The organism is Arcticibacterium sp. SM2516, from assembly GCF_057914865.1.
In genome coordinates this window covers 5,302,469-5,327,474 of record NZ_CP195290.1, presented here as the reverse complement: position 1 = coordinate 5,327,474, position 25,006 = coordinate 5,302,469, and the positions used below count along the sequence as shown (strand labels likewise).

The window sequence follows — 25,006 nt, the reverse complement described above, 5'->3', positions numbered from 1 at the left end:
ATTTAACCAACGGATGTGGAATCCATTTCCACATCTGTTTCTGTTTCTTTAGGCAGAATAAAACACCTACGGCATCTGGCCTCATAACTGTCTAATTCGCCTAAAAGTACTTGTTTTTCATCTACGGCCTTTCTATAAGAGAAATGAGCTATATCTCCACATTTCACACAGATGGCATGTACTTTGGTGACATATTCTGCTACCGCCATTAGAGCGGGCATTGGCCCAAAGGGTTCACCTTTAGAATCCATATCTAAGCCTGCTACGATCACTCTTTTACCCGAGTTTGCCAGTTTATTCACAACCTCCACCACACCTTTATCCAAAAACTGAGCTTCATCTATGCCTACCACGTCGCAGTTTCCGGTATAAAGTAATATCTCTGCCGCAGAGTTAACAGGAGTAGATCTGATGGCATTTTTATTATGCGAAACAATGTCTTCCTCGTCGTATCGGGTATCAATACTCGGTTTAAAAATCTCTACATTCTGTTTGGCTATCTTGGCACGATTAAGCCTTCTGATTAGCTCTTCTGTCTTTCCGCTAAACATGGAGCCACATATCAGTTCCACCCATCCCATCTTCTGGTCTTTTGAACTATCTCTTTTTGGCTCGATAAACATAAATTTACTTTTTTTTCGTTTAGCTAAAAGTGGAGCACTTTTTGTAACTTTACTTCACTTACATGCTCCTACAAAAGAAACGAATTTGAAAATGACGTACAAATGGAATTCGGCAGATGTCGAAACTTACGCAAAAGCTTTCTCTAATCTCATATGCAATGAGTATTTCCAAAATCAGAAAACCATCTCTGGTGGAGACATTCTGAAGATAACAGAGATAAAGCAACTTAACCTATTAGTTATCAGAAACTTGTTTGAAAAATGGCAAGAAGAAAGTAGTCGGTTAAAGAGTCCATTTTTTGACTTTGAAAACGAAGAAGTTAAAATAGCATTAAAGGATTTCATGAATACCTTGTCTAAATTTATTTCTGTCAGCAGAGATAAATTTGAGAGTTTATTGGCAAAGTCCGTTCAGGATACGCTTCAACTCGCAATAGAACCAAAAGGTTATTTTGAAAATTTAATGCGAAATCTACCCGAGTTCAAATTGACTGCGGAGTGGATTAACGCCAACAAAAAGTATTTTCTTATCAACAAAGATGTATTAACTGAACTAGAAAGCAAGCTAAGTGGAGGCCCCATCTATGCCAATCAGGGCATAGAAAGCTTGTCTGAAATTTTCAATAAATATACATTAGAAGACGCATCCGAAATTTTGGAAGATTTTGATGGCATACTTAAATTAACGCTGAGTAGTAATAATGCCAATAAGTCATTCTTTGAGGAGGCATTCGAGGCCTCTATTTCTCAGGAAAGGAAATTACAACCTTCTCAAGAAAAGCCCGATGTGGTCATTCAGCGTGCCATGGTTATGGAAAGACCAGAGCCTGTTACGGTAAAAATGCCAACCGTAGAGAAACCTGTGGAAGCTTATAGGCCAGAGGCTAAATTCAAAGCAGCGGTAACTGAAAACATCAGCTTTAATGATAGGTTACTAAATGGTAGCCAAACATTAAACGATAAAAGAGTGGCAGAAACAAACACCAGCCTTTTAGATTCTCATAGCAGATCCAAGATTAATAGCCTTAAAAGTGGTGTTTCTCTAAATCAGCGTTTCCTGTTTATTAACAATCTATTTAGCGGAAATCAGGATGCTTATAACAGAACTATAGAAGCCTTAGACACCTATAGCTCGCTCACCGAAGCCATGAGCCATGTCAACCAGGAAATAGCTTCTAGATTCCAGTGGGATAGTAACTCTGCAGAAGCAGAAGAGTTTTATGCCCTCATTGAGCGAAAATTCAATTAAGTAGAAACTTTTAATTTCTTTCAAAAATTAATAAGACTCTTGGGTTCCAAACTCAGGAGTCTTTTTTTGTGCTAGACCGAAGCTTATTAATACGCTTTAAAATGAATCCTAAAGGCATTTCAAGGAATATTCATTTCACAAAAAGACAAAACATGATGGCAAATTGAGTCATTTATTCGACATAAGGGCTAAAAACGAATTTGAATTATTTTTCTAAATTTGCCTAAAAAGGGTTATTTTTCATTTCCATGCAGAAAACCCTTTTATACTTTTTTATCACAACTACCCTCAGTTTTGCTCAAAATGGCCTCTCAAATGTAGGAGGTAAAAGCTGGGGAATGGGGCATGCCATGGTGGCCTTATCGCACAGTCAAACCTTCTTTTACAACCCTGCTGGATTAAGCTTTTTAGAAAATACTGTTGTTAATTCGTCTTATGATTCTCGGTTTGATATAGTCGGTCTTTCAACCCTTTCTTTATCTGCCGTGAGTCCTCAAAAATGGGGAACATTAGCTCTGGGAGCGGAACGTTTTGGCGATCAGCAATACAATGAAAACAAAGTCGGCATAGCCGTAGCCAAAAACACAGGCAACGTTTCATTAGGCGTGAAAGTCTCTTATCTAGGAGTGGTAATGGAAAATATCTCCGCTCATAATACCCTATTAACCGAGTTTGGGGTAATGGCAAAACTCTCCTCAGCGTTTAGGCTAGGCTTTCAGGCCATTAATTTAACAGGTGCTGCATTATCTTCTTTCCAGAAAATACCCACCACTTTAAGATTAGGAGGGGCATTTCAACCCAACGTTAAGATTACCATTTCGGCAGAAACCGAATATATTATAAAGCAAAACCCCTTTTTAAAAGCCGGTTTAGAATATATGCTTTTTGAAAACTTCTTCCTTAGAACAGGAATAAACTCAGGCGTAAGAACCAATCACTTCGGAACAGGATACGCCTATAAAAAATGGCAATTTGATTATGCCGTTAACACGCATCCAACTTTAGGGCTTTCGCATCATTTCAGTTTGCAGCTAAACTTTCCAAAAAAGCTTAAATGAGACTGAAAATCAAATACATATTGACCATTATAGCTTTCTTTATAATACATATCGGTAAAGCTCAAATGACACGTTTGGACGCTCCCAGAGTGGAAATAGATCTACAAAACTTTATTCAAAGGCTAGTAGCCACACAACAAGAAGACGTTAACTATGATGATTTATACGAAGCCTTATTACAGTTTTATCTCAACCCCATTGACCTCAACAAAACTACACCAGACGAACTCAGAAGCTTATTTGTCCTTTCTGAGGACCAGATTAATAATTTCGATGCTCACATAGAAAAGTATGGTAGATTACTCAGCCTTTATGAACTCCAGACCATTGCGGGTTTTGATTCTGAAACCATTCAAACACTACTCCCTTTTGTGAGCGTGAGTAATGGTATTTCTACAAATGATGTTAAAGGAATCTTTAATAGAGCCACAGACCATTACTTGGTTATTAGAACAGAACAAACCTTAGAAAAAGCGAAAGGATTTAAGGAAAACAAATACTTAGGTTCACCCCAAAAGCTTTATGCCCGTTATCGATTGCAGCACGCTAAAGATTTTAGCCTGGGGTTTATTATGGAAAAAGATCAAGGTGAGCCCAACATTGCAGATTACACTACCTTTCATTTCTTACTTCAGAACAAAGGGAGACTCAAGAGTGCCATTATTGGAGATTATCAACTCCAGTTTGGTCAGGGACTCATTATGGCTGGAGGTTATGCCGCTGGCAAAGGAGCAGAACCCATTTACACCACCAGAAGAAGTGATTTGGGTATAAGATCTCATAACTCTGTTTTGGAAGGAGGCTTTTTAAGAGGGGCTGCAGCCACATTTCAAATGGGTAAGGTAGATCTAACGGCTTTCGGCTCTTTAACCAAAAGAGACGCAAGCATAAATACTGAAATAGAGGATAGAGAAGATGTTTTTAGCTCCATTTCTGCCTCTGGCTTACACAGAACGGCATCCGAAATAGATAAAAAAGGTGGACTAAAAGAAACAAGCATGGGACTAAATGCAAAATGGCGACACGCTAATGGGCATATAGGATTCACGGTGCTGAATACGAGTTACAGTGGGCTTTTAGAAAGAACATTTAGAGAATATGCCGTTTTTGAATTTAAAGGAAATCAAAACATGGTGGTGGGTCCAAATTTTTCATACTCCTGGCAAAATTTTAATTTTTTCGGTGAAGCCGCTCGTTCTTCGAGTGGCGGAATTGGGGCGATTGGTGGTTTTGTGGCCTCCTTAAGCCCGCAAATAGAATGGGCCTTAAATTTCAGAAACTATGACCGTAATTTTCATAGCTTTTATGCCAACGCTTTTGGGGAGGGAAGCCGAACTATCAATGAAAAAGGTATTTATACCGGCATAAAATATACGCCTAAAAAAGGCTATACCTTTGCTGCATTTTACGACAAATTCAAGTTCCCTTGGTTAAGATACTTGGTGGATGGTCCATCTGACGGAGACGATTACCTATTAAGGTTTACCCTAAAACCTACCAAGAAATGGATTTTCTATACACAATATCATAGAGAACAAAAGGAGAAGAACTTCCCCGATAATATAACCGTATCTGATTATTTGGTAAAAACAACCCGCCAAAACTTAATGGCACAGTTTGAATTTAACTTCAATAAGAAGCTAAAATCACAAACAAGGATGCAGTATAACGCATTTCAATACGACGGTCTTCCTAAATCTAAAGGAGTAGCACTTATTCAAGACTTAGAAGGAAACATAGGCCGGTTTCAAATTAAAAGTAGAATAGCCCTTTTCAAAACGGACTCTTACGATTCTAGAATCTACGCCTACGAAAATGACGTGCTTTACACGGTTTCATTTCCTGCTTACTTTGGCAAGGGTTACAGAGCCTATTTATTAGGAAGATATTCGGTGAATAGAAACATCGACATTTGGGCCAGGATTGCCCGTACATCACTGAAAGATACTGATACCATTAGTTCTGGTAATAATGAGCTGGATGTTCCACACAGAACAGACGTGAAATTACAGATGAGGTACAGGTTTTGAGGCTATTAAGAAACAGAGCATATCTTTAAATTCCCGATGTTACAAGGATTTAATCCTTTGACATTAAAGAACAAAAACTTTTCTATTACAGCATATGGAGACGCTTAAGCTACCATATTTCAGGCACTTTAGCCGATAAAATATAGTAAACCATAGATACGGATGTAGGTGAACCTCAAGATTGATTTATTGCCTTATAAAACACTCATTGCGATTATCCAATACATAAACCGGGTTAAATCAATCATAAGCTTTCTAGTGCCTCATAAGGTTTTAGCATAATAACAGAATTAAGCTATTGTGCCCCAAACCCGATTTACCATTCCATAAAATTCAAATTCGATTCAAAAAAATCTAATACAAAAACCATAACTTAGAAGTTAAGACTCAAACCCTATTTTGCCATGAAAACTATATTTACTCTCCTTTGCGTTTCTATCGCACTGTCATTTTCCTATTCATCTAACGCCCAAAAATTAGCATTCGGAAAAGAAGTTTCCATTAATATTGACGCTATTCATCGGGCCGCAATTCAGCACACCGCATCCATTGAAACACTGTCTTTAAACCTAGAACTTCCTTTACCAACTGGTAAAATGACCACTTTTAAGCTTGATTACTCCGCTCTTATGGAGACCCAACCCTCTGATATTTTAACTTTTTCCGCCCAGAATTTTGATGGCAGTGCCATTGCTCGCTGTAGCCTAACACCTAGCGGATTTACTGCTATCATGAGGTACCAAAACGGCTATTATATCATTGAACCCATTGATGCTAAAGAAGGCAGGTATAGCATTTACAATATAAATGAAAGCCCAACTGGAGAATGCGGCATATCAAACCCGTCAGAAAGTAAGATTACGGATAACAATGGGAAGATATTGAGTGCTGCTAATTTCCCTGTGGGTACTCAAATGAGAACGTACAGGTTTGCAGGAGCCGCCACAGGAGAAATGACAGCTGCCTATGGAAGTCAAGCATTGGCAAAAGATAGAATAGTGGCCATTATGAACGCTACCAACCTAATCTATCAAGTAGAAGCATCCATGCAATTTAGCGTCATCACGAAAACCACTAATTTGTCATTAATCTTCACAAACCCTAATACAGACCCTTTCAACGTAAACACCAACTTTGGAGATGCCGGTGACAGCCAAGATGGCTTTGACATTATGAATGGAAATGCTTCCTTGTTGTATTCTGAATATGATATGGGGCACACTTTTAATCATTACACTACATCCGGAGGTGCTAGAGGAACTGGAGGAGGTTCTCCCTGTGTAAATAGTAGCAAATCTGTTGGCTGGACAGAATTTGGCACTGGCTCCTCTTTAGGACTTATTGTTGGTGTTTTTGCCCACGAAGTTGGGCACCAGTTTAATGCATGGCATACCTATAATGCTGTTGGAGGTAGTCCCGGTAATACCTCATTTTGCACTGGCGGATGGGACAGTAACACCGCAGTAGAACCTGGAAGTGGAAGCACACTCATGGCTTATGGAAACAACTGTTCCTCTCCTACAAATTATGTTTTAACCTCACCAAACAACGAATCTTACTTCCACGCAAAAAGCCTTGACCAGATTTTCACCAAAATGAGCGGAGTTAGTAATTGTTTTACCACCGCGGCTACAGGAAACACTCCGCCTGTAGTCAGTGTTGGCTCTGCAGCTACTATTCCAAAAGGAACCCCGTTTTCTCTAACCGGAAGTGCAACTGATGCCAATGCTGGCGATGTGTTAAGCTATACTTGGGAACAAATGGATAATGCTACTGGTAGTGACCAGGGGGCTTTGGGAAGTTCTATAAACGGCACAGGAGGTTACCCTGCAGTAAACAGTACAGCTTCGGCCCCACTCTTTAGAAGTAGAATTTCCAGTTCACCCTCTAGAACTTTTCCAGACATTAATTTTATTCTTAACAACGCCAATAATCCAGCGGATAATGAAGGCGAAGATTTACCGCAGGTAGCTAGAACCATGAACTTCAGGCTTACAGCTAGAGATAATAAGGCAAATGGCGGAGGTGTTGATTCTCAACCCTTGGTAGTTACCGTAAACGCTACAGGACCATTTCAAATAACAAGTCATAATACTGCTTCTACTATGGCAGCTGGCAGCAGCATTACCGTAAACTGGGATGTAAATGGCACAAACGCCTTATCGGCCAATGTTAAAATTTCCATGTCTATTGATGGAACTAGCTTTCCATTCATACTTTTGGCTTCTACACCAAACGACGGAACTCAGGCTGTCACCATCCCATCCAATTTCCCAGCTACAGCTAAAGCAAGGATTAAAATATCAAGCATTGGTGGCAATGGATTTGAATGGTTTGATATCAATAATGCCAATTTGACTATCACCTCATCTTGTGCGGCGGTAGCCTCCTTTATTTGTCCCACCAATATCGTTTCAGGAAGTCCAGGTAATGCAATTTTTAATTTATCCCTAACGAATTCTGCGGGAAGTATAAACACAAGCAAAAACTTCAACTTCTCTTTTGCCGCCAAAGCAACAAGAGCCATTGTTGGAAATAATCAGGGTGGAGGATGTGTGACAAACTTTACAGACCCGTCGATATTAGTTCCATTTCAAGTTACTTCTACTGGCACTTACAGTATTTCAGGTGATGGGACTCATTACATGACAGTTTTATCTAATTCAAATATGAACTGTACCGGTTTTGTTGGCTCTAGTTTGACAATGAACGGTGGCAGTTTTTCTTGGGGTAGCTCTATAGAAAACATAACCCTTCAAGCTTGTACTACATATTATTTGGTTATTTATGTTCAAGATGCTTCTGCAAACGGAGCCTTTTCTTTTTCTGGAGGAGGAGATATTATACAAACAGCAACTTACCCAGGAGGCTTTTCTTATACCTATGCGGCAATAAACAATGCAACGGGAAATATTGCTGCCGTATCCGCAACAGCCAACTTCACTAGTCTGTCTGGTGGGTCTTATTCTGTCAAAGGACTGTCATACGCCAATGGTACAAACACCGCCTCATTTGTTGGTGGCTCAGAAGCTGCTGCCTATAACACTGGGTCTTGTATCTTATTTAGCAACAATTCCAAGACTTTGATAATTACAGCAGGTCCATGTCCTAGTACCTTAAATCTAGTTTCTACGGCAAACGACATTTCTTCCGGTACACTAACTTTCCAAAGCAGTAATGTCACTAACCCAGGTTTAATTTCAGCCACAAATAAGCTTACTGGTGGAAATGTAACTTATGATGCCGGTAAAAAGGTAGAAATGAACCCAGGATTTGAAGCAAGAAGTGGAGCAGTCTTTAAAGCTCAAATTGGCGGGTGTAATTAAAATTTAAGAAACTTTCAATCCTATTATTTCAACAATCAATGTCCAAACCTTCTCTTTTAGTCTTTCTAGTTGCACTCTTTTTAAGCCAAACCGTCAAAGGGCAAAACAATTATTCGAAACCAAATAAAGACTTAATTCAAAAAATAAAAGCAACAGAAAACCTAGTTGCTCTCTGGCAATTTAAAGAGAAAACTGGCAAAGCCAAGAAAGCCATAGGTGTGGCTAAGTTCTCCTTAAAAGAATCTGATGCAGCAATTAAGGTGTTAAATGAAGGGCCACTTTCTGGCCATTCCATAGCGTTAACAGGAAACCAGTATCTCACCCTTCCATACACTGAAGTTGGTGCTCTAAATATCACTAAGCAAGTCACCGTTTTAGCATGGGTAAAATGGACCGGGGAACAAACCGGATTTGTCGGAGGCTTGTGGAATGAATATCAAGATGGAGGAAAACGTCAATACGGCCTTTTCGTTTCACTACCCCACTATAATGGCTTTAACCAAGTCTGTGGTCATATCTCTAAAACAGGCAGACCAACACCGCCATACCCATACTCTTTGGACTATTCTGCAAGCAAACAAAAGGTCATACCTAATCAATGGGCGGTAGTGGCGTTTACCTATGATGGCACCTACGCCAAATCCTATTTGAATGGCGTTTTTGAATCACGCGAGCCTGAATTAATTCTTCATACAGAAGGCTTTAAAGAAACACCTGAAGGTTTAACTCACAGTAAAAACCCTTATTACTTCCCAGATGGAATGGGCAGCAATGGTTCCGATTTCACGGTTGGGGCTGTGTTACTCAAAAGAGGTATGGGAAACTTCTTCAAAGGCCAAATAGGCGGTTTGGTCGTTTTTGACCGAGCTTTGAATGAAAGAGAAATTAAGGATTTATCAAAACTTAATTAACGTATTTTCATTCCACCAAAGACTTAGTCCTAACAGCTTTGACAATAACAAAGATGACATAACCAAGGGGTCCAAACATAAACACAAAAGGAAGAATCAGGCTGTAAAGCCATCTTGGCACACCCACTGTTATTGATTTCCTTACGACATACGCTCCTACAAATAAATCAAAAGCCAGGTAATGTAACCAGCCCATCGCAATAGCGGTATCACTCGTAAAAAGAGCTTTTACACTGGCTAGAGAATTAAAGCTACCCATATCAAAACTACTTAGATCCTTAATTAGCAAATAGGCATATATCAGAGCCAAAAGAAGTATTACCCCATTCAAAACTAGTGTTTGGGTGTATTTCCAATGAGGTAAAATAAGCAAGAGTAACCAACCCAGTATAACAAAAGAGTTTCCGAAAGAGAAGATGGATGATGGTGTCATTTTTTTATTATTTAAAATACCCCTACTGTGAGTTTAGAACAAAAGTAATCTCAAAATAAGCTTTCTTTAGAACATACCAGTGGCTTTATTAATAAGTTTAAAATTGACTATGAAAGTTAAAACCCTCCACAAAACGCAAAAAAAACAGCCAGAAACTAAAACAATTCCTCCAATTTTAAGGTCTGCAGCAGGAGTTAAAAAGTCATACATTTTCTAATGAAAGTTTTCAAATTATCAATGTTGAAATTGAAGCCATAAACACAAGTCATTCGTCGGAAAAAGGGCAAGCAAATCAAATGAAAAGGTCGTTAACCCAAATTATTAATCGCTATCGGAATGGCAGCAATTGGTATACCTTTTGGCGTAATACTGGGTTCTATTCTAGGTAACATGGACTATTTAGGAATTGGCTTTTCCATTGGTATAGCTGTGGGCACAACTATGGTTCAGCCAATACCCAACAATTAGAAATAAAATATGGATAAATAATAATTTCACAGATCACCGATTTTAGACCAATCTTACATTTTATCTCCTACGCATTTTTAGAAAAACGAATAGGAGATCTAGAGGTCCATGCTCTAACTCACTTACGCTCAACCCCCTATGGTCACCAAAAAAAACACCCATCTCCGCATTTATTTCATTCACTGTTTTCTGTTAAAAAAAATGACTTTTAAAAGCCAAATGCGGTCTTCACAAGAAATAAAATATAGTGCGTAGCGTTCTAAATAAACTCAGGAAAAAGGTTTTAAATTGCTGCCTTTAATACCTGAAAAAAGGTTTTTTAAACGGAAGACTTATATCTTAGTTTTTTAAGTCAACGGAATAAAAAGTCGCCAACCAAATAGCCTAGGAATGAAAACAATGATTTATGATGTGATTTCCGCATTCGTTAAATCCTTCTCAAAAACCACTATTTCCATCAAAGAAATTAATGGCTCCAAAATGAAACTTCATTATGAGAAAGCTCAGCATCTTACATTTTTGTTCAAGAGGAAAATCTCGTATGAAAACCATCTTCAGAACAAAGTAAAAAAGTATGTAAATTCTGGTGACTTGGTTTTTGATATTGGTGGTAATATTGGTCAGTATGCTTTGCCGTTTAGTCAAATGGTTGGAGATTCTGGAAGGGTCATCTCATTTGAACCTGACTATAATAACTTTGCATTTCTTCAGTTTAATGTCAATATCAATCAGTGCTCCAATGTTCATTGTATTAACGCTGGTCTAGGGGATAATGACAGCCATTTAGAGTTTTTTAGAGACACGGAAACCGGAGGAAGAAGCGGCTCGTTCAAAAAAGAGTTTGTTGGTGAGCACTACAAGGGGTTTTCAGATACCGTGAGCTTAAGAAAATTTGACACGCTTTTAGCGGAATTTGGTATACCTGATTTTGTAAAAATTGATGTAGAGGGTTTTGAAGAAGATGTCTTGAGTGGTTTATCGCAAAAGTTAGATAAGACTATTTTCTTCATAGAAGTACGCGAAGAAACAAAAGTGAAAATATTTAATTATTTTCACAGACGTGGGTATGAGTGTCTCTGGATTGATGGCAATGACCACCTCATTAAGGACCCAAATACGATACCCCGGTTTGCAAACTTGCTTTTCAAAAAAACCTAATACCTTCGGATTTATCAGGACTAATATCTAATTTCAATAGTCTTAAAATATTTCTTGAATGACGCTTCCTTATTCCGTCCATGAATTGGTTCGGAGTAGGGAATGTTTTAAAAGCAGATGGAAAAAATCACACTTAAGGATTTAGCAAAAATCTTAGATATGTCTATCTCCACAGTATCGAGAGCACTTTCTGATCACCCAGACATAAGCACCAAAACAAAAGCCAAGGTTAAAGAAGCCAGCAAAAAGTATCATTACCTTCCTAATCTTAGGGCCAGGTATTTAAGAACAAACAGCTCAGGGCTTATTGCTTTGATACTACCCGGATACGATATGTTCTTTATTCCAACACTTATGGATGGTATCTCCAGAGTGGTAAAAGAAAAGGGCTATTCTCTGCTAGTCTTTCAGTCTGAAGATTCCTACCAAAAACAACTTGAAATTATAGACTATTGTAATCAACTATCTGTGGATGGTATTTTATTATCCTTGGGTGCTGGAGTACATGAAAACAACGATCTATCTCCTTTAGCGAATAATGGTGCTCCTATAGTCATGCTAGACAGAATGTGGCGAAATGACCATATCAGCACAGTAGGTATAGAGTGTGAAAAGATATCCAAAGATGCCGTGGAATACCTCATTAAAATGGGCCATACCAATATCGGAGGTATTTTTGGAAACGTTCAAAGTACTACCGCGATAAAAAGAAGTCGTGGTTTTAAAGAATCCGTTGAAAAACAAAATGGTGCAGTAAAAGGGGTACAGTTGATGGTGGATCATTCGGAAGATTTCGGTAAGGCCATGGATGACTTTTTGGAACAAAATCCAGAACTGACCGCCATTTACACCATGTCAGATACTCTCACCCTTAACCTTTATCATTATCTTAACAGTAAAAGTATACGTATTCCTGAAGACATCTCTTTAATCGTTATCTCTGACGGCACCCTCCCAAAAGTGATGCACCCGAATACTACTCACTTTTTCCATTCTGCAGATGAAGTAGGTCATATAGCAACCGAACTACTGGTGAGGAAACTAAAAGGTACTGACGAAACCGTGGAGCATCAAAGAACAACTTGCCAGTTGGTTGAAATGAAGTCTGTCAAAAAAATAAATTGAAAAATTCATATCTATTCCTGTTCCTTCTATTCTGCTTTGATACATTTGGTCAAGATGTAAGACCATTAAGCATTGGTGAAGTACTAAGTTTTCAATCTGAAATCTTAGATGAAAATAGAAGTGTCAATGTTTATCTACCTCTAGGCTATTCCCATGATTCCAGCATAACTTATCCTGTAATCTACCTGTTAGATGGTTCACAAGACGAAGACTTTATGCATATTTCCGGCCTAGTTCAGTTTGGCTCTTTCTCATGGATAAATATGCTTCCAGAAAGCATCGTTGTCGGCATTGCCAATGTTGACAGGAAACATGACTTTACATTTCCTACTCATAATGTACAAGATCAAAAGAACTTCCCTACCACTGGCGGCTCTGAAAACTTCATTCAATTCATTGAAAATGAATTGCAACCTTTGATTCAAAAAACTTACAAAACGTCTCCTTTCAAAACAATAATTGGTCAATCTCTCGGTGGGCTTTTGGCAACAGAAATCCTGTATAAAAAACCACATTTGTTTAATTATTATATACTGGTAAGTCCCAGCTTATGGTGGGATGACCAATCACTATTAGCGTGTAAGCCTGTTTATGATGCCAACATCAAAGCTATTTATATTTCTGTAGGTCAAGAAGGGCATATCATGAAAAAAACGGCAAAAAAACTTTATAAAAAAGAGAGAAGTAGAGCTTTAGGAAACACGAAGGTCTATTTTGATTATTTACCTAAACAAAAACATGGAGATGCATTACATCTTTCCGTTTATAAAGCCTTTGAAAGGCTATTTAAAAGCAGGTAATAAAACAAGATTTACTTCCCAAACCACCACCGCTCCACTTCTTACTTAAATGAAAAGTTTCCATAAAACAATAAACGCTAAATTTACCCCAAAAAATAAGAGACAATAATGAATAAAGGACGTTTAGAAGCTTTTAGCGATGGGGTGCTGGCCATCATTATTACCATTATGGTATTAGAAATCAAAGTGCCACATGGAGATAGCTTTACCGACTTGAAACCCCTCATTCCTGTAGCACTGAGCTACCTGCTAAGCTTTATTTATATAGCCATATATTGGAACAACCATCACCACATGATGCATACCGTTAAAATGGTTTCTGGAAAAATACTCTGGGCCAACTTCCATTTATTATTTTGGCTATCGCTTATTCCGTTTTCCACTGGCTGGGTTGGAGAAAACAATTTTACAAAAGCACCTTTGGCCCTTTATGGGGTAGTTTTACTCATGGCGGCCATTGCCTACGGCATGTTACAAAATACCATTATAAAAAATCATGGAACAGATTCCTTACTATCTAAAGCCATTGGTAAAGATATAAAAGGTAAAATCTCCCCAGTCTTATACGCTCTGGCCATTGCCTCTTGTTGGATTAGCGTTTGGATAGCCGGCATCCTATATGTTTTAGTTGCTTTAATGTGGCTCATACCAGACCAAAGAATTGAAATTATTTTCAATCATCAAAATCAGGATTAAAAGCTCTACGTAGACCGTAAGCTTATATAAAGAAATCTTTAAGGTTTTAATAGCCACTGCATCGTTTATATATCTCCACTTTTTTGTTCCACAAGACCTAAAAAGAAATACCACAGGTCTTTATGAATATGCTACGCTTGAAATACTAGACAAAACCCCAAATTCAGCACTCAACAAAAGTAGAATTAGGACTTTAGATATAATAATTTTCATTAATTTTAAGAAGTATTTGGAGAAACAAAACCCAAATAACGAAATACTTTAATTCAACCATTTATTCGACTCTTAAAAAATGAAAGCTAAAAAAAACAGTACCTCGAGGAGGTCGTTTATTAAGCAGGGAGCTATAGCTTCTTCCTTTTTTGTGGTACCTAGGCACGTTCTAGGTGGAGTGGGTTTCACTGCTCCAAGTGATCAATTAAATCTAGCAGCGATAGGTGCAGGTGGTAAAGGTGCCAGCGACATCAGAAATGCCTCTGTAAAGGGTAGAGAAAGAGTAGTTGCTCTTTGCGATGTAGATTTTTCAGGTTCTGCATCTGCCTCAGTAAAGGCTTTTCCTAAAGCTAAACTCTATGCAGATTATAGAGAAATGCTAGACAAGGAAAAGGATATCGATGCCGTTACAATCTCTACGCCAGACCACGTTCACGGCCCTGCTGCTAAGTATGCCATGGATAGAAACAAACACGTATATGTGCAAAAGCCTATGACGCATAATATTCGTGAAGCTAGAATCTTAACGGAACTAGCCAGAAGCAACAAAATTGTTACCCAAATGGGTAACCAAGGAGGTTCAAATGAGCTTTTAGGAATGGTGCAGAAATGGGTAGACTCTGGTGTAATGGGCAAAATCTCTAAAGTGCAAATCTGGACGAACAGACCAGTATGGCCACAAGGAAATGCCATGCCACAACCAGATGCCAGCCTAAAACCAAATGACCTTAACTGGGATCTATGGCTAGGACCTAACGCACTAAAACCATATACTCCTAACATGCATCCGTTTAACTGGAGAGGCTGGTGGGATTATGGTACAGGAGCTTTAGGAGATGTAGGATGTCACTTAATAGATATTCCTTTTAGAACATTGGGCTTAAAATATCCTACCGCAGCAGAATGCTCTGTGGCTTCTATCTATTCTAAAATGTGGAATGCCGATTATAATCCAGAAGGCTGCCCTCCTTCTTCTTTTATTACTTTAAATTTTGGTGCTACCGCAAAAAGCAAGTCGCCAATAGAAATGACATGGAGCGATGGCGGTATCAGACCTTCTCACCCAGATATAATTCCTGCAAATGACGATATAGGAGGAAAAGACAGCCAGAATGGTGTTTTAATCGTTGGTGAGAAAGGAATTATATCAACCAATATTAATGATAGTTCTCCTTTAATGCCAAAACTTTACCTTAATGATGGTACCAAAGATTTTGGTCCGGATGTAGAGAAAAGTGATGAGCCAGAATATGGCCACCAAAGAAAATGGGTCGATGCATGTAAAGCTGGTTTTAAAAGTCCAGAACATATGGCACTTACTTCTTCTTTTGATTATGCAGGCCCAATGACAGAAACTGTTTTAATGGGCAATCTAGCCATTAGAAGTTATATGCTCAGAAAAGAAGATAGCAAAGGCAAAATGGAATTCTTTGCAAGAAAGAAACTCCTATGGGATGGTGAAAATATGCGTATCACCAACCTAGAAGCTGCAAATCAATTTGTAGGTAGAACTTACAGAAAAGGCTGGGAAGTTTAATTTCTATTACATATTACAGCTCGGTTCCAATAAAACTGAGCTGTAATTTTTTAATTTTACGCTCAAAATAAGATAAACTATAACTCACTAAATACTTATGAAAATAACTACGCTTGGTTTAGCTCTAGCTTTACCTGTCGCCCTTTATTCATGTACAAGCACCAGTACTGAAACAACCGAAACTACGGAAGAAGTAGCCAGCTCTGACGATGGTTTTGTTTCGCTTTTCAATGGAGAAAACTTAGATAACTGGATAGGAAACAAAGCTGTTTATACTGTTAAAGATGGCGTAATCACCGTAAACCCAGAAGAAAAGGGAGCCGAAGGAAGCGGTGGAAATTTATTGTCAGAAAAAGAATACAGTGATTTCATTTTCAAATTCGAATTTCAATTAACTCCGGGTGCTAATAATGGTCTTGGTATCCATGCTCCTTTAGAAGGCGATGCCGCTTATGAGGGCATTGAATTGCAAATCTTAGATAACACGGCAGATAAATACGCAGACCTGCACGATTACCAATACCATGGATCTGTTTACGGCGTAATACCTGCAAAAAAGGGATTTCTGAAACCCTTAGGCGAATGGAATGAAGAGGTAGTAACAGTACAAGGTTCTAAAATAAAGGTAGTTTTAAACGGAACCACTATTTTAGATGGCGACTATCTAGAAGCTAGCAAAGAAGGAACTTTAGACGGAAAAGAGCATCCTGGCTTGGCAAGAACTAGCGGACATGTCGGATTCCTTGGTCATGGTGAAGTGCTTTCTTTTAGAAACATTCATATCAAAGATCTAAGTCTATAAATCTAACCTAAGTTTTAAAATTTAGATCAACAATCTTTATAAAGCAGTGGCAAAAGCCACTGCTTTTTTTACGCCTTATCCAAAATACACCCATATAGATTAGTAAAAGGTATTTCAGAAACACATATTTTCGTTATTAACAAAGCCTAATTCATATGCCACAAAACACAGTTCGGCATTAATCTAAAAAATAACATCATTTAATTGGTGTTTTTCTAGTGTATTTAGATACTTTTAAAAGCATTTGTCAGTTTTTATAAAATTACGCTTCCTAATAATTGAAAAAATACCTACTTCACGTTTTCGTGTTAGTCTTTACTAGCATGCTTACTTTTGCACAAGCTCCAACGCTTAGTTGGCAAAAGAGTATTGGTGGCTCTAGTGACGACCTCAATTTAATTTCTGTCCAAAACTTTCAAGGAGATATTTTCATTGCAGGCAGCACAAAATCTAATGCGAATGGAGATATTCCTGCCAATAAAGGAGCCTCTGATATTTATGTTGCAAAACTTACCTCAAGCGGTGTTCAATCTTGGTCAAAAAACTTTGGAGGAACTTTAGATGACATGCCCGCATCAATTGCACCTACTTCCGATGGTGGTATAATTATCTTATGCTATGTAGCTTCCGCTGATAATGATTTTAATCAAGCAGGAGTTTGGCTCTTAAAACTTAATAACGACGGAAGTCAAGGCTTCAAAACTTTCTACGGAGGTAACCCACAAGTAAAAGGAAAAGTAATTCAAACCTCGGATGGCGGGTTCATTTTTCACGCTACTAAAACCATGACTTCTAAAGCTTTAGAACTATGGGTGGTCAAGACAAACGCTGTTGGAGCTATTTCTTGGCAAAATACCTATGGCGGAACAGCTGATGAATATTCGGCTGATATATTGGAGTATAGCGGTAACTATTATGTTTTAGGGGAGAGTAACTCCACTACCATAAACGGTGTGAGTCATACTTCTCTTGGATTTGATATCGTGTTTTTTAAAATAAATACCTCTGGACTGCCACAATGGACCAAGTTTTACTCAAACACCGGAGATGATATAGCAGAAAGGGTGGTACTGAACGAAACCAATGAGTTCTTAATATTAGGCTCAAGTACAAATGCACCAGGAAATGCTGGAGGAGTTGACTTTTGGATTAAAAACGTAGACACCACAGGCTCAAACATTACAAGCTTCTCGGTGGGAGGTGCTAAAAACGACTTTGCGAAAGACATGTACTTCAATGAATCCAGCTTTCAACCAATAGTAGTAGGTGAGACCTTCTCTGACTGGCTTCCAGGCTCAGAACCCGATACTTCAAATATCTTAGTTACCGAAATAATTCCTTTTGGAGGGACACAATGGATAAACGTTTTAGGGGGAAGTGGTTTTGAATCCCCTACAAGTATCACAGGTACTGCAGATGGTGGTTTTCTAATCTCTGGTCACTCCTACTCTTCTAATGGCAATTTAACTGGCAATAAAGGGGGAGCAGACTTTTGGTTAGTGAAATTAGCTTATCCATGTCCTGATGAATTAAACATAAATGCCGCCGATTTCTCCAAAAGCCTAAGCAGAACAGCGGAAAGCTCCATAAATACCAACTCTAAGTTTACGGGTTCGCTGTCCAAAGTGAAGCTTACATCCAAGTATATTCAGATGAATCCTGGATTTAAAGTGGAAGCCGGTACCGTATTTGAAACCACAATTGGGGGGTGCCCAAACTAGTAAATCAGATCTAATCCTAATTCGTCTTTAAAGTCTTTCAATGCCGGGTTTTTCTCTAGCATCGCCTTAAATTTTTCCTGCTCGGTTCTAGGTTTACCTTCATTTTTAACGGCAACCAGTCTTGAAGTTAACTGTAATGATGTGTTTTGTAGGTTTTTCCTAATGTGGTCAAGAATGTCTTGCTTTTGTTCGTCAAACAAATCCATTAAGGTTTGATTAACCAACTTTAGCGTAATAAGTCCATCCTCCAAATCAAACTCACTTTTCAGAATCATGTGCTGACTCTGCTTTTCCATTATTTTACAGCAATCTAGCAGTGCACCTTTGACGCTTTCCACAGTAAAAGGCTTATTTTCTATGACCTTTTGAACCTCCTCTTGCTTATTAACCTCCACAGGAGTACCCTTTTGAAGAATCTCTTCCTCTAAATCTACCGTGGAGCGTAACTTTGAAGATTTAAATTTCGGTCTTACACCAGCCGGCTTTGGCATCTCTGCCTTTATTTCTGGCCTAGGAAGAACAGCAGTCTCCTTTTTTTCCGCTGGAGCAATAGAAGAACTTACACTAGTTGAGTTTTTTTTTTCAGCCTCCCCATTTGGAAGCGTGCTTAAGTTAAGTACCTGAGAGATACTGGCCATTTTCATGAGCCCTATCTCTACATGAAGTCTTTGGTTTTTGGCAGATTTATAAGACAAATCTACCTGACTACCTATACTCAAAGCCGACATCAAGAAACCTTGACTGAGCTTTTTAGTTTGGTCCAGATATTTCTGTTTTACAGAAGTAGACACTTCCATCAAGTCGATGGTTCTGGCGTCTTTCCCTACCAATAGATTTCTAAAATGCCCATTTAAACCCGTCACAAACTGATGTCCGTCAAAGCCTTTTTCTAAGATTTCATTTAAAACCAACAAACTCTCTGAAAGGTCTCCTGTAAAAAGAGCATCGGTTATTTTGAAATAATAGTCATAATCTAAAACGTGAAGATTTTCTAAAACCTCCGCATAAGTCAGTTTTCTATCTGTAGAGAAGGTTACGTTCAAATCAAACATGGACAAGGCATCCCTCAATCCACCATCTGCCTTTTGAGCGATAAGCTCCAAAGCTTCGGGTTCTGACTCAATACCTTCTTTGGAAGAAATTTCAGCCAAATGATTTGCCATGTCTTTTATCTGAATTCTATTGAAATCAAATATTTGGCAACGGCTTAATATCGTTGGGAGAATCTTGTGTTTCTCCGTAGTCGCTAAAATGAATATGGCGTAAGATGGTGGCTCTTCTAAAGTCTTCAAGAAAGCATTAAATGCCGCCGAAGACAGCATGTGAACCTCATCTATAATATAGACTTTGAACTTTCCATCTTGCGGCGGAAAACGAACTTGGTCTATAAGATTTCTGATGTCCTCCACCGAGTTATTACTGGCAGCATCTAGCTCGTGGATATTGAAAGATGCGTTTTGAGCAAAGTTTTTACAGCTTGTACATTGGTTACAAGGTTCTGTATCAGCTCCTACATTCTGACAGTTAATCGTTTTGGCCAAAATTCTGGCACAGGTCGTTTTCCCTACCCCTCTTGGACCGCAAAAAAGAAACGCTTGAGCTAAGTGCTCCGTCTTTATTGCATTCTTCAAAGTGGTGGTAATGTGACTTTGACCCACTACGGAATCAAAAGTTACCGGTCTATATTTTCGAGCTGATACTACGAACTGTTCCATCGGTGGCAAATATAAAAAAGAATGTTCCTAATAGTGGAAGAGCGTGGAAAACTTTGATGTACAATTGAGGTGGATTAAGTTTTTGAGAAGAAAGTACGGAAGTATAAATTGAAGTTAAAAAAAGCCATACATGTCCGCAGAATTCGCCAAGCAAAATACTCTTATCAAGTTTTGATTGTAGTTTATGTTTTTCTCAAATTCTTTGAAAATATCAGAACAGGTCACGAAATTACATCACATTAAACTCAAGCCTATTAATGCTAAGTCAAAACGAAATGGAGTCACTTGACCGTGACGGATTTTTAAATCTGGGTCAATTATTAAACAGCCAAGAAGTAAAAGAAGTCAATGATAAAATTGATGAACTGCTAGCCAAAGAAGGAAAAAAGGCCGGCTCTGAACTATTTGATTCTAAATATATTCGGCATCCTACAGAGGATGGTGTTGATCGACTGGCTGATTTGGTAAACAAAGGAAAGGTATTTGACCAGTTTTATATGCATCCAAAAGTTTTGGCCACGGTTGAAAAAGTTATTGGCAAAGACTATAAGCTTTCATCACTAAATTACAGGGCCGCCAAACCTGGCAAAGGTCTACAAAAGCTTCATGTGGATTGGGGTAACACAGTAGCCAATGGTGAGTATAAGGTCTGTAATACCATCTGGCTTTTAGATGATTTTGTATTCAACAACGGAGCCACCAGAATAGTACCTGGTACACATAAATTAAACGTACTACCGAATGACGCCTTAGAAAATCCACTTCAAAAACATCCTGATGAAATCCTGATATTGGCACCAGCTGGTTCTGTGGTGGTGTTTAATTCGCATGTATGGCATGGCGGCACCACAAACCTTACCCAAAAAGACCGCCGAAGTATCCATAGTTATTTCTGTGCTAGAGACCTCCCACAGCAGGTAGATCAGCAGAGGTATATTACTCGAGAGACCAAAGACAGAATTGGCGAGAAAGGAGCTTTTGTTTTGGATGTCTAAACGATGCAAATTTTATAATAAAAAGGAGAACACGAAAACGCTCTCCTTTTGAAGAAGTCATTGAAAATGACCTTACAAATGCTAACTAAAAATATATTTAGGAACGTGATATAAATAATATTTAAGACAAAATCACCAAATCTGATGCACGCTTTTTTTAATGTATTGTGCATAAATTCTATTCACGGCCTCTTTCTGTGCTGAGCTTATGGCTTGAATTTCTGATGCACCTAAATTCGACTTAACCTGCTCTACCCTACTCGCACCAGGAATAATGCAGCTAACGGCATCAAAACCCAAAATCCATTTTAAGGCCACTTGGGCCAAATTAGTTTGATTTGGAAAAACGGCTTTCAATTCTTCCACAGCTTTTAAACCTAAATTATAATCAATTCCGGCAAAAGTTTCTCCTTTGTCAAAATGCTCGCCGTTTCTGTTAAACTGTCTATGGTCGCCTTCTCCAAAACTAGAGTCCTTAGAAAACTTACCTGTCAATAGTCCACTGGCCAAAGGCACTCTTACTATAACGCCTATGTCTTTCTTTTTCGCTTGCTCGAAGAATAACTCAGCAGGGCGTTGTCTAAACATATTAAAGATAATTTGAACCGTAGTTACATTTTCAAACTCTATTCCTTTCAAAGCCTCTTCAATCTTTTCTACACTTATGCCTAAGTTTTGAATCTTACCTTCGTCTTTTAATCTATCAAAAAGCTCAAAAACTTCTGGTCTATAAAAAACTTCGGTTGGAGGACAATGCAATTGAATCAAATCCAAAGTTTCTAAACCCATTCTGCTCAAACTATCCTCCACAAACTTTCTCAATGCTGCTGGTTTATAAGCTTCATTATTATGTGGATTTAACTGCCTTCCACATTTGCTGGCTACATAAATTTTCTCAGACCTACTTTTGACAAATTTGCCAACCGCCCTTTGACTTTCACCTACTTCATTTCCATACACATCTGCCGTATCTATGAAATTCACTCCGCCATCCACAGCTTCATTTAAAATCTTATCTGCTGAGGTCCAGTCAAATGGCTCTCCCCATTTCCCGCCTACCTGCCAGGTGCCAAGGCTAATTTCTGATACTTCAATATTGGTCTTTCCTAGTTTTCTGTACTTCACGTCAAAAGGGTTTTGTTAGTTGAAAATCAAAAATCAATTCTTTTTACTTATATTAAAAGAACTTTAAAACTTCATTTTACAAGACTAACAAGAAATCAATGAAAGACGTATTTATTTTAGGTAGCTGCCGTACCGTCATAGGAAGTTACGGTGGTGCTCTCAGTGCAGTATCGGCCATAGAGTTTGGCCAAAAGAGTGTAGCATCTACTTTAGAGAAGTCGGGAGTGTCACCCGAAGATATTGAAACCATAGTTTTCGGCAACGTAATTTCCGCTAATCTAGGTCAAGCACCTGCTAGGCAAGTATCAAAAGCCGCAGGATTACCAGACGCCGTATGTGCCACAACTGTAAATAAAGTATGTGCCTCCGGCATGAAAGCCATCAGCATATTAGCAAACGAAATAAAAGTTGGTGAAGTCAGTATAGGCATTGCTGGCGGAATGGAAAGTATGTCGAACATCCCTCATTATGTACCCAACGCACGATTTGGATTAGGTTTTGGAGACAAAATTTTGGTTGATGCTCTCAGTAAAGATGGTTTAACAGACGTGTACAATAGTTGCCTTATGGGACTTTGTGGTGATAAAACCGCCGAGAAATATGAAATAACAAGAGAAGAGCAGGACGACTACTCCGAACAATCCTATAGAAGATGTGCTGCCGCATGGGAGAAAGGCGTTTTTGATGAAGAAGCCATTGCAATGGAAATCCCAACCAGAAAAGGAGAACCACACTTTTTATCTCAGGATGAAGCTTTTTCTAAGGCCAACTTTGAGAAAATGCGAACTTTAAGACCTGCATTTTCAAAAGACGGAACCGTAACAGCAGCGAGTTCCAGTCCAATGAGTGATGGGGCCAGTAGTATGGTTTTGACCGACGCCGAAACGCTAAAAAGTAAAGGACTAAAAGCTCAAGCCAAAATAGTGGCCTATGCAGAAGCCGAGCAAGACCCAATGTTTTTCACTACTGCTCCCGTTCTAGCTGCAAAAAAAGTATTAGAAAAATCTGGATTAGACATTTCTGACATAGATTTCTTTGAAGTAAACGAAGCCTTTGCGGTAGTGCCATTAGCCTTTATGAAGGTATTAGAAATAAGTCCAGAGAAAGTAAATATCCATGGCGGGGCTCTGGCAGTAGGTCATCCTTTAGGAAATTCAGGAAGTAGAATAGTCGTTACACTTCTCAATGTTTTGAAACAGAAAAAAGCAAAATATGGTATGGCAGCTATTTGTAATGGTGGTGGTGGAGCCAGTGCCATCATTGTAGAGAACTTGGACTTATAAATTGAGAATCAATCAGGCTTTCTTTTTTCCTGATTGAATAAATTTATCTTGATACATTTCTATCCACTGATTCACCGTCATTTTAGAAGCCAGCTGCCCTATCAGTTCAAAAGGGATTTCATCTGGTTTCTTAAAACGGATGCACGACTTACCCATATCCAGTTTTCTTGAGTTGTATTTTGGGTAAGCTTTCACAAACCAATCCTTTAGCTCTGGGTCTGCATATATTCCCATGTGATACACCGCCACGAAATTCTTTTGCGAAGCAATATTCATAAAAGGTAACGGTAATTTTGGATCACAGTGATAACCCGACGGAAATATAGCATGTGGCACCACATAACCAATCATGCCATAATTCATACATTCTTGAAAACCTTCTGGAATGTTTTCAAGAATTACATTTCTCAGCTTCGTCATAGCTGAGATGCGTTCCTCAGGAACTTTTGAGATATAATCGTCAGGGTTTTTGGCGTCAATGGTCATAAGATTAGGATGAAATTGATTTCCGAAAATACGAAAATCAATCTTTAATTTTTTCTACAAACTTCACTGCAAGTAATCTTAATCCAATACGCCTTCTTCCAAAGAGTTTCTAAAGACATATTCTTTCGTTGCCCTACCGCCTGCCTGTCGGCAGACAGGGGCATGCCTGACCTTTTTGTTTAGGCAAAAACTAATCGCGGCGGCGAACCGTTCAAACCACCTGTCAAAATAAACTTGCACAGTCAGAATTTTGCTAACAATTGAAATTGTTAACGAGTATTACTCCTATAATTCTGACCGTGCTTCAGACAATATTTTGACAAATCGGAATTTATTCCATTACTCTTCTGCATAGAAAGAAATAGTTAAATACCTTATATCGCTCTGTACTGTCTGAGCACAAGCAAAATTCTAACATCATAATCTAAATTACATCGACCAGCATTAAGAATTTTGAATATGCGAGTTTACAGTGTAGCTTTTTTTGGAGGAACGCCTCCCCGGTTCGTTTTTTACGCTAAAAAATGAAGTTCCCACTGGAAAGTGAGCCGAGAAGCAGAAACTCTTTCTTAACAATATTCTTTCCCAATGTGAAAATTTCAATCTCTAAAAAAACCTCCAATTACATCTCATCCGCACTAGGCCCATATGGTCCAGGGATTGAAATATCTAATAGTCTCAAGAATACACCCAACTGAGCTCTATGATGTGCATTTTGACCGAATGCATGTCTTACTGCCTCCCACTTTTCCATTTCTAAATAGGTGACATCTCCAGCACATAACTTCCATTTGTCTAAAAGAATATCATCTTTCGACTGCTCTAAAGCGGCACTTGCCTTTGCTACAGATTTCTCAAAAAATGCTAGCAATTCGTCGTTAGTTTTAAAAACAGTGGGCTGCCAAGCTTCTTCTTCAGCAAAATCCCATTTATCAGACAATAGTCCTTTCTCTATCATATCTGGAATTTCGGCTAGATGACAAGCCAAAACACCTAATTTCATACTCTTTGGGTGAGGCTGCCAGTCGTACTTCTCTACCGGTACTTTTTCCAACATCCTTCTTGTCTCCTTTGCCTCATCGGCCAATTCTCTTTTAAATGCTTCAATAAATGTTATCATGTTTTTTTTTGATTTAAATTGCTTTGAAACAAAACTATGAGTCGCCAGTGACAACCTTCTGTCAGTAGAGTGCCCGAGCTTTTACAATCAATATTCCTTTATCTGAAGAGATTGATAGAATTTGGGCGGAAA

General features: G+C 38.6%; 21 protein-coding genes. 15 read left to right on the top strand and 6 right to left on the bottom strand.

Annotated elements, in window-relative coordinates:
* Window positions 1–2: 2 nt before the first annotated feature.
* On the bottom strand, window positions 3–623 hold the full coding sequence (locus ACSBFT_RS21705; RefSeq protein ID WP_463046047.1) for a thymidine kinase: 621 nt from the start codon (window positions 621–623) through the stop codon (window positions 3–5).
* Between the two features lie 91 nt (window positions 624–714).
* Between ACSBFT_RS21705 and ACSBFT_RS21700 the strand changes: the two genes are divergently transcribed.
* The 5 genes from ACSBFT_RS21700 (at window position 715) to ACSBFT_RS21680 (ending at window position 9,197) form a co-directional block, all read left to right on the top strand.
* Window positions 715–1,872, top strand: a complete 1,158-nt coding sequence (locus tag ACSBFT_RS21700) for a DUF8457 domain-containing protein (protein ID WP_489602414.1) — start codon at window positions 715–717, stop codon at window positions 1,870–1,872.
* 248 nt (window positions 1,873–2,120) lie between these two features.
* Entirely contained in the window at window positions 2,121–2,930 is an 810-nt protein-coding gene (locus ACSBFT_RS21695) for a PorV/PorQ family protein (RefSeq protein ID WP_489602413.1), read from the top strand.
* Window positions 2,927–4,960, top strand: a complete 2,034-nt coding sequence (locus ACSBFT_RS21690; RefSeq protein WP_489602412.1) for a ComEA family DNA-binding protein — start codon at window positions 2,927–2,929, stop codon at window positions 4,958–4,960. The genes ACSBFT_RS21695 and ACSBFT_RS21690 overlap by 4 nt, the downstream gene beginning before the upstream one ends.
* Before the next feature lie 404 nt (window positions 4,961–5,364).
* Entirely contained in the window at window positions 5,365–8,286 is a 2,922-nt protein-coding gene (locus ACSBFT_RS21685) for a reprolysin-like metallopeptidase (RefSeq protein WP_489602411.1), read from the top strand.
* A gap of 38 nt (window positions 8,287–8,324) precedes the next feature.
* Window positions 8,325–9,197, top strand: a complete 873-nt coding sequence (locus ACSBFT_RS21680; protein ID WP_489602410.1) for a LamG-like jellyroll fold domain-containing protein — start codon at window positions 8,325–8,327, stop codon at window positions 9,195–9,197.
* A 7-nt stretch (window positions 9,198–9,204) separates the two neighbouring features.
* On the opposite strand, the gene ACSBFT_RS21675 is transcribed toward ACSBFT_RS21680, so the two are convergent.
* On the bottom strand, window positions 9,205–9,630 hold the full coding sequence (locus tag ACSBFT_RS21675; RefSeq protein WP_489602409.1) for an abscisic acid-deficient protein Aba4 family protein: 426 nt from the start codon (window positions 9,628–9,630) through the stop codon (window positions 9,205–9,207).
* A 336-nt stretch (window positions 9,631–9,966) separates the two neighbouring features.
* Between ACSBFT_RS21675 and ACSBFT_RS21670 the strand changes: the two genes are divergently transcribed.
* The 8 genes from ACSBFT_RS21670 (at window position 9,967) to ACSBFT_RS21635 (ending at window position 18,150) form a co-directional block, all read left to right on the top strand.
* The gene (locus ACSBFT_RS21670) at window positions 9,967–10,098 is read left to right on the top strand and encodes a hypothetical protein (RefSeq protein WP_489602408.1); all 132 of its coding nucleotides are present in this window, start codon (window positions 9,967–9,969) and stop codon (window positions 10,096–10,098) included.
* A 390-nt stretch (window positions 10,099–10,488) separates the two neighbouring features.
* Window positions 10,489–11,256, top strand: coding sequence for an FkbM family methyltransferase (locus ACSBFT_RS21665; RefSeq protein ID WP_489602407.1), 768 nt, complete (start codon window positions 10,489–10,491; stop codon window positions 11,254–11,256).
* A gap of 117 nt (window positions 11,257–11,373) precedes the next feature.
* On the top strand, window positions 11,374–12,381 hold the full coding sequence (locus ACSBFT_RS21660; protein WP_489602406.1) for a LacI family DNA-binding transcriptional regulator: 1,008 nt from the start codon (window positions 11,374–11,376) through the stop codon (window positions 12,379–12,381).
* The gene (locus tag ACSBFT_RS21655) at window positions 12,378–13,181 is read left to right on the top strand and encodes an alpha/beta hydrolase (protein WP_489602405.1); all 804 of its coding nucleotides are present in this window, start codon (window positions 12,378–12,380) and stop codon (window positions 13,179–13,181) included. Before ACSBFT_RS21660 ends, ACSBFT_RS21655 begins: the two co-directional genes overlap by 4 nt.
* 108 nt (window positions 13,182–13,289) lie before the next feature.
* The gene (locus ACSBFT_RS21650) at window positions 13,290–13,877 is read left to right on the top strand and encodes a TMEM175 family protein (RefSeq protein ID WP_489602404.1); all 588 of its coding nucleotides are present in this window, start codon (window positions 13,290–13,292) and stop codon (window positions 13,875–13,877) included.
* Window positions 13,878–14,169: 292 nt separating this feature from the next.
* Entirely contained in the window at window positions 14,170–15,627 is a 1,458-nt protein-coding gene (locus tag ACSBFT_RS21645; RefSeq protein ID WP_489602403.1) for a Gfo/Idh/MocA family protein, read from the top strand.
* Window positions 15,628–15,724: 97 nt separating this feature from the next.
* Window positions 15,725–16,429 (top strand): 3-keto-disaccharide hydrolase, encoded by a 705-nt coding sequence (locus ACSBFT_RS21640; RefSeq protein WP_463046060.1) that lies wholly within the window; start codon window positions 15,725–15,727, stop codon window positions 16,427–16,429.
* 278 nt (window positions 16,430–16,707) lie between these two features.
* Window positions 16,708–18,150, top strand: coding sequence for a 3-coathanger stack domain-containing protein (locus ACSBFT_RS21635; protein WP_489602402.1), 1,443 nt, complete (start codon window positions 16,708–16,710; stop codon window positions 18,148–18,150).
* On the opposite strand, the gene ACSBFT_RS21630 is transcribed toward ACSBFT_RS21635, so the two are convergent.
* Entirely contained in the window at window positions 18,147–19,865 is a 1,719-nt protein-coding gene (locus tag ACSBFT_RS21630) for a DNA polymerase III subunit gamma/tau (RefSeq protein WP_489602401.1), read from the bottom strand. The genes ACSBFT_RS21635 and ACSBFT_RS21630 overlap by 4 nt on opposite strands.
* A gap of 257 nt (window positions 19,866–20,122) precedes the next feature.
* On the opposite strand from ACSBFT_RS21630, the gene ACSBFT_RS21625 reads away from it, so the two are divergent.
* Window positions 20,123–20,860, top strand: a complete 738-nt coding sequence (locus ACSBFT_RS21625; RefSeq protein ID WP_489602400.1) for a phytanoyl-CoA dioxygenase family protein — start codon at window positions 20,123–20,125, stop codon at window positions 20,858–20,860.
* A 132-nt stretch (window positions 20,861–20,992) separates the two neighbouring features.
* Here the strand turns inward: ACSBFT_RS21625 and ACSBFT_RS21620 are convergent, their stop codons facing one another.
* Entirely contained in the window at window positions 20,993–21,985 is a 993-nt protein-coding gene (locus ACSBFT_RS21620; RefSeq protein ID WP_489602399.1) for an aldo/keto reductase, read from the bottom strand.
* Between the two features lie 98 nt (window positions 21,986–22,083).
* Between ACSBFT_RS21620 and ACSBFT_RS21615 the strand changes: the two genes are divergently transcribed.
* On the top strand, window positions 22,084–23,268 hold the full coding sequence (locus ACSBFT_RS21615; RefSeq protein ID WP_489602398.1) for a thiolase family protein: 1,185 nt from the start codon (window positions 22,084–22,086) through the stop codon (window positions 23,266–23,268).
* Between the two features lie 12 nt (window positions 23,269–23,280).
* On the opposite strand, the gene ACSBFT_RS21610 is transcribed toward ACSBFT_RS21615, so the two are convergent.
* Window positions 23,281–23,754 carry a DUF1801 domain-containing protein gene (locus ACSBFT_RS21610; protein ID WP_489602397.1) on the bottom strand — a complete coding sequence of 158 codons (474 nt, stop codon included), beginning with the start codon at window positions 23,752–23,754 and terminating at the stop codon, window positions 23,281–23,283.
* Between the two features lie 622 nt (window positions 23,755–24,376).
* Window positions 24,377–24,874: a DinB family protein gene (locus ACSBFT_RS21605; protein ID WP_489602396.1), complete on the bottom strand. Its 498-nt coding sequence runs from the start codon at window positions 24,872–24,874 to the stop codon at window positions 24,377–24,379.
* Window positions 24,875–25,006 lie beyond the last annotated feature (132 nt).

What these genes read in the sequence shown, in the direction of transcription:
- ACSBFT_RS21640 (WP_463046060.1), top strand. Translation starts at nt 15,725, where the DNA reads ATGAAAATAACTACGCTTGGTTTAGCTCTAGCTTTACCTGTCGCCCTT.
- ACSBFT_RS21650 (WP_489602404.1), top strand. Translation starts at nt 13,290, where the DNA reads ATGAATAAAGGACGTTTAGAAGCTTTTAGCGATGGGGTGCTGGCCATC.
- ACSBFT_RS21695 (WP_489602413.1), top strand. Translation starts at nt 2,121, where the DNA reads ATGCAGAAAACCCTTTTATACTTTTTTATCACAACTACCCTCAGTTTT.
- ACSBFT_RS21680 (WP_489602410.1), top strand. Translation starts at nt 8,325, where the DNA reads ATGTCCAAACCTTCTCTTTTAGTCTTTCTAGTTGCACTCTTTTTAAGC.
- ACSBFT_RS21625 (WP_489602400.1), top strand. Translation starts at nt 20,123, where the DNA reads ATGCTAAGTCAAAACGAAATGGAGTCACTTGACCGTGACGGATTTTTA.
- ACSBFT_RS21675 (WP_489602409.1), bottom strand. Translation starts at nt 9,630, where the DNA reads ATGACACCATCATCCATCTTCTCTTTCGGAAACTCTTTTGTTATACTG.
- ACSBFT_RS21645 (WP_489602403.1), top strand. Translation starts at nt 14,170, where the DNA reads ATGAAAGCTAAAAAAAACAGTACCTCGAGGAGGTCGTTTATTAAGCAG.
- ACSBFT_RS21660 (WP_489602406.1), top strand. Translation starts at nt 11,374, where the DNA reads ATGGAAAAAATCACACTTAAGGATTTAGCAAAAATCTTAGATATGTCT.
- ACSBFT_RS21705 (WP_463046047.1), bottom strand. Translation starts at nt 623, where the DNA reads ATGTTTATCGAGCCAAAAAGAGATAGTTCAAAAGACCAGAAGATGGGA.
- ACSBFT_RS21685 (WP_489602411.1), top strand. Translation starts at nt 5,365, where the DNA reads ATGAAAACTATATTTACTCTCCTTTGCGTTTCTATCGCACTGTCATTT.
- ACSBFT_RS21615 (WP_489602398.1), top strand. Translation starts at nt 22,084, where the DNA reads ATGAAAGACGTATTTATTTTAGGTAGCTGCCGTACCGTCATAGGAAGT.
- ACSBFT_RS21670 (WP_489602408.1), top strand. Translation starts at nt 9,967, where the DNA reads ATGGCAGCAATTGGTATACCTTTTGGCGTAATACTGGGTTCTATTCTA.
- ACSBFT_RS21700 (WP_489602414.1), top strand. Translation starts at nt 715, where the DNA reads ATGACGTACAAATGGAATTCGGCAGATGTCGAAACTTACGCAAAAGCT.
- ACSBFT_RS21610 (WP_489602397.1), bottom strand. Translation starts at nt 23,754, where the DNA reads ATGACCATTGACGCCAAAAACCCTGACGATTATATCTCAAAAGTTCCT.
- ACSBFT_RS21605 (WP_489602396.1), bottom strand. Translation starts at nt 24,874, where the DNA reads ATGATAACATTTATTGAAGCATTTAAAAGAGAATTGGCCGATGAGGCA.
- ACSBFT_RS21630 (WP_489602401.1), bottom strand. Translation starts at nt 19,865, where the DNA reads ATGGAACAGTTCGTAGTATCAGCTCGAAAATATAGACCGGTAACTTTT.
- ACSBFT_RS21690 (WP_489602412.1), top strand. Translation starts at nt 2,927, where the DNA reads ATGAGACTGAAAATCAAATACATATTGACCATTATAGCTTTCTTTATA.
- ACSBFT_RS21665 (WP_489602407.1), top strand. Translation starts at nt 10,489, where the DNA reads ATGAAAACAATGATTTATGATGTGATTTCCGCATTCGTTAAATCCTTC.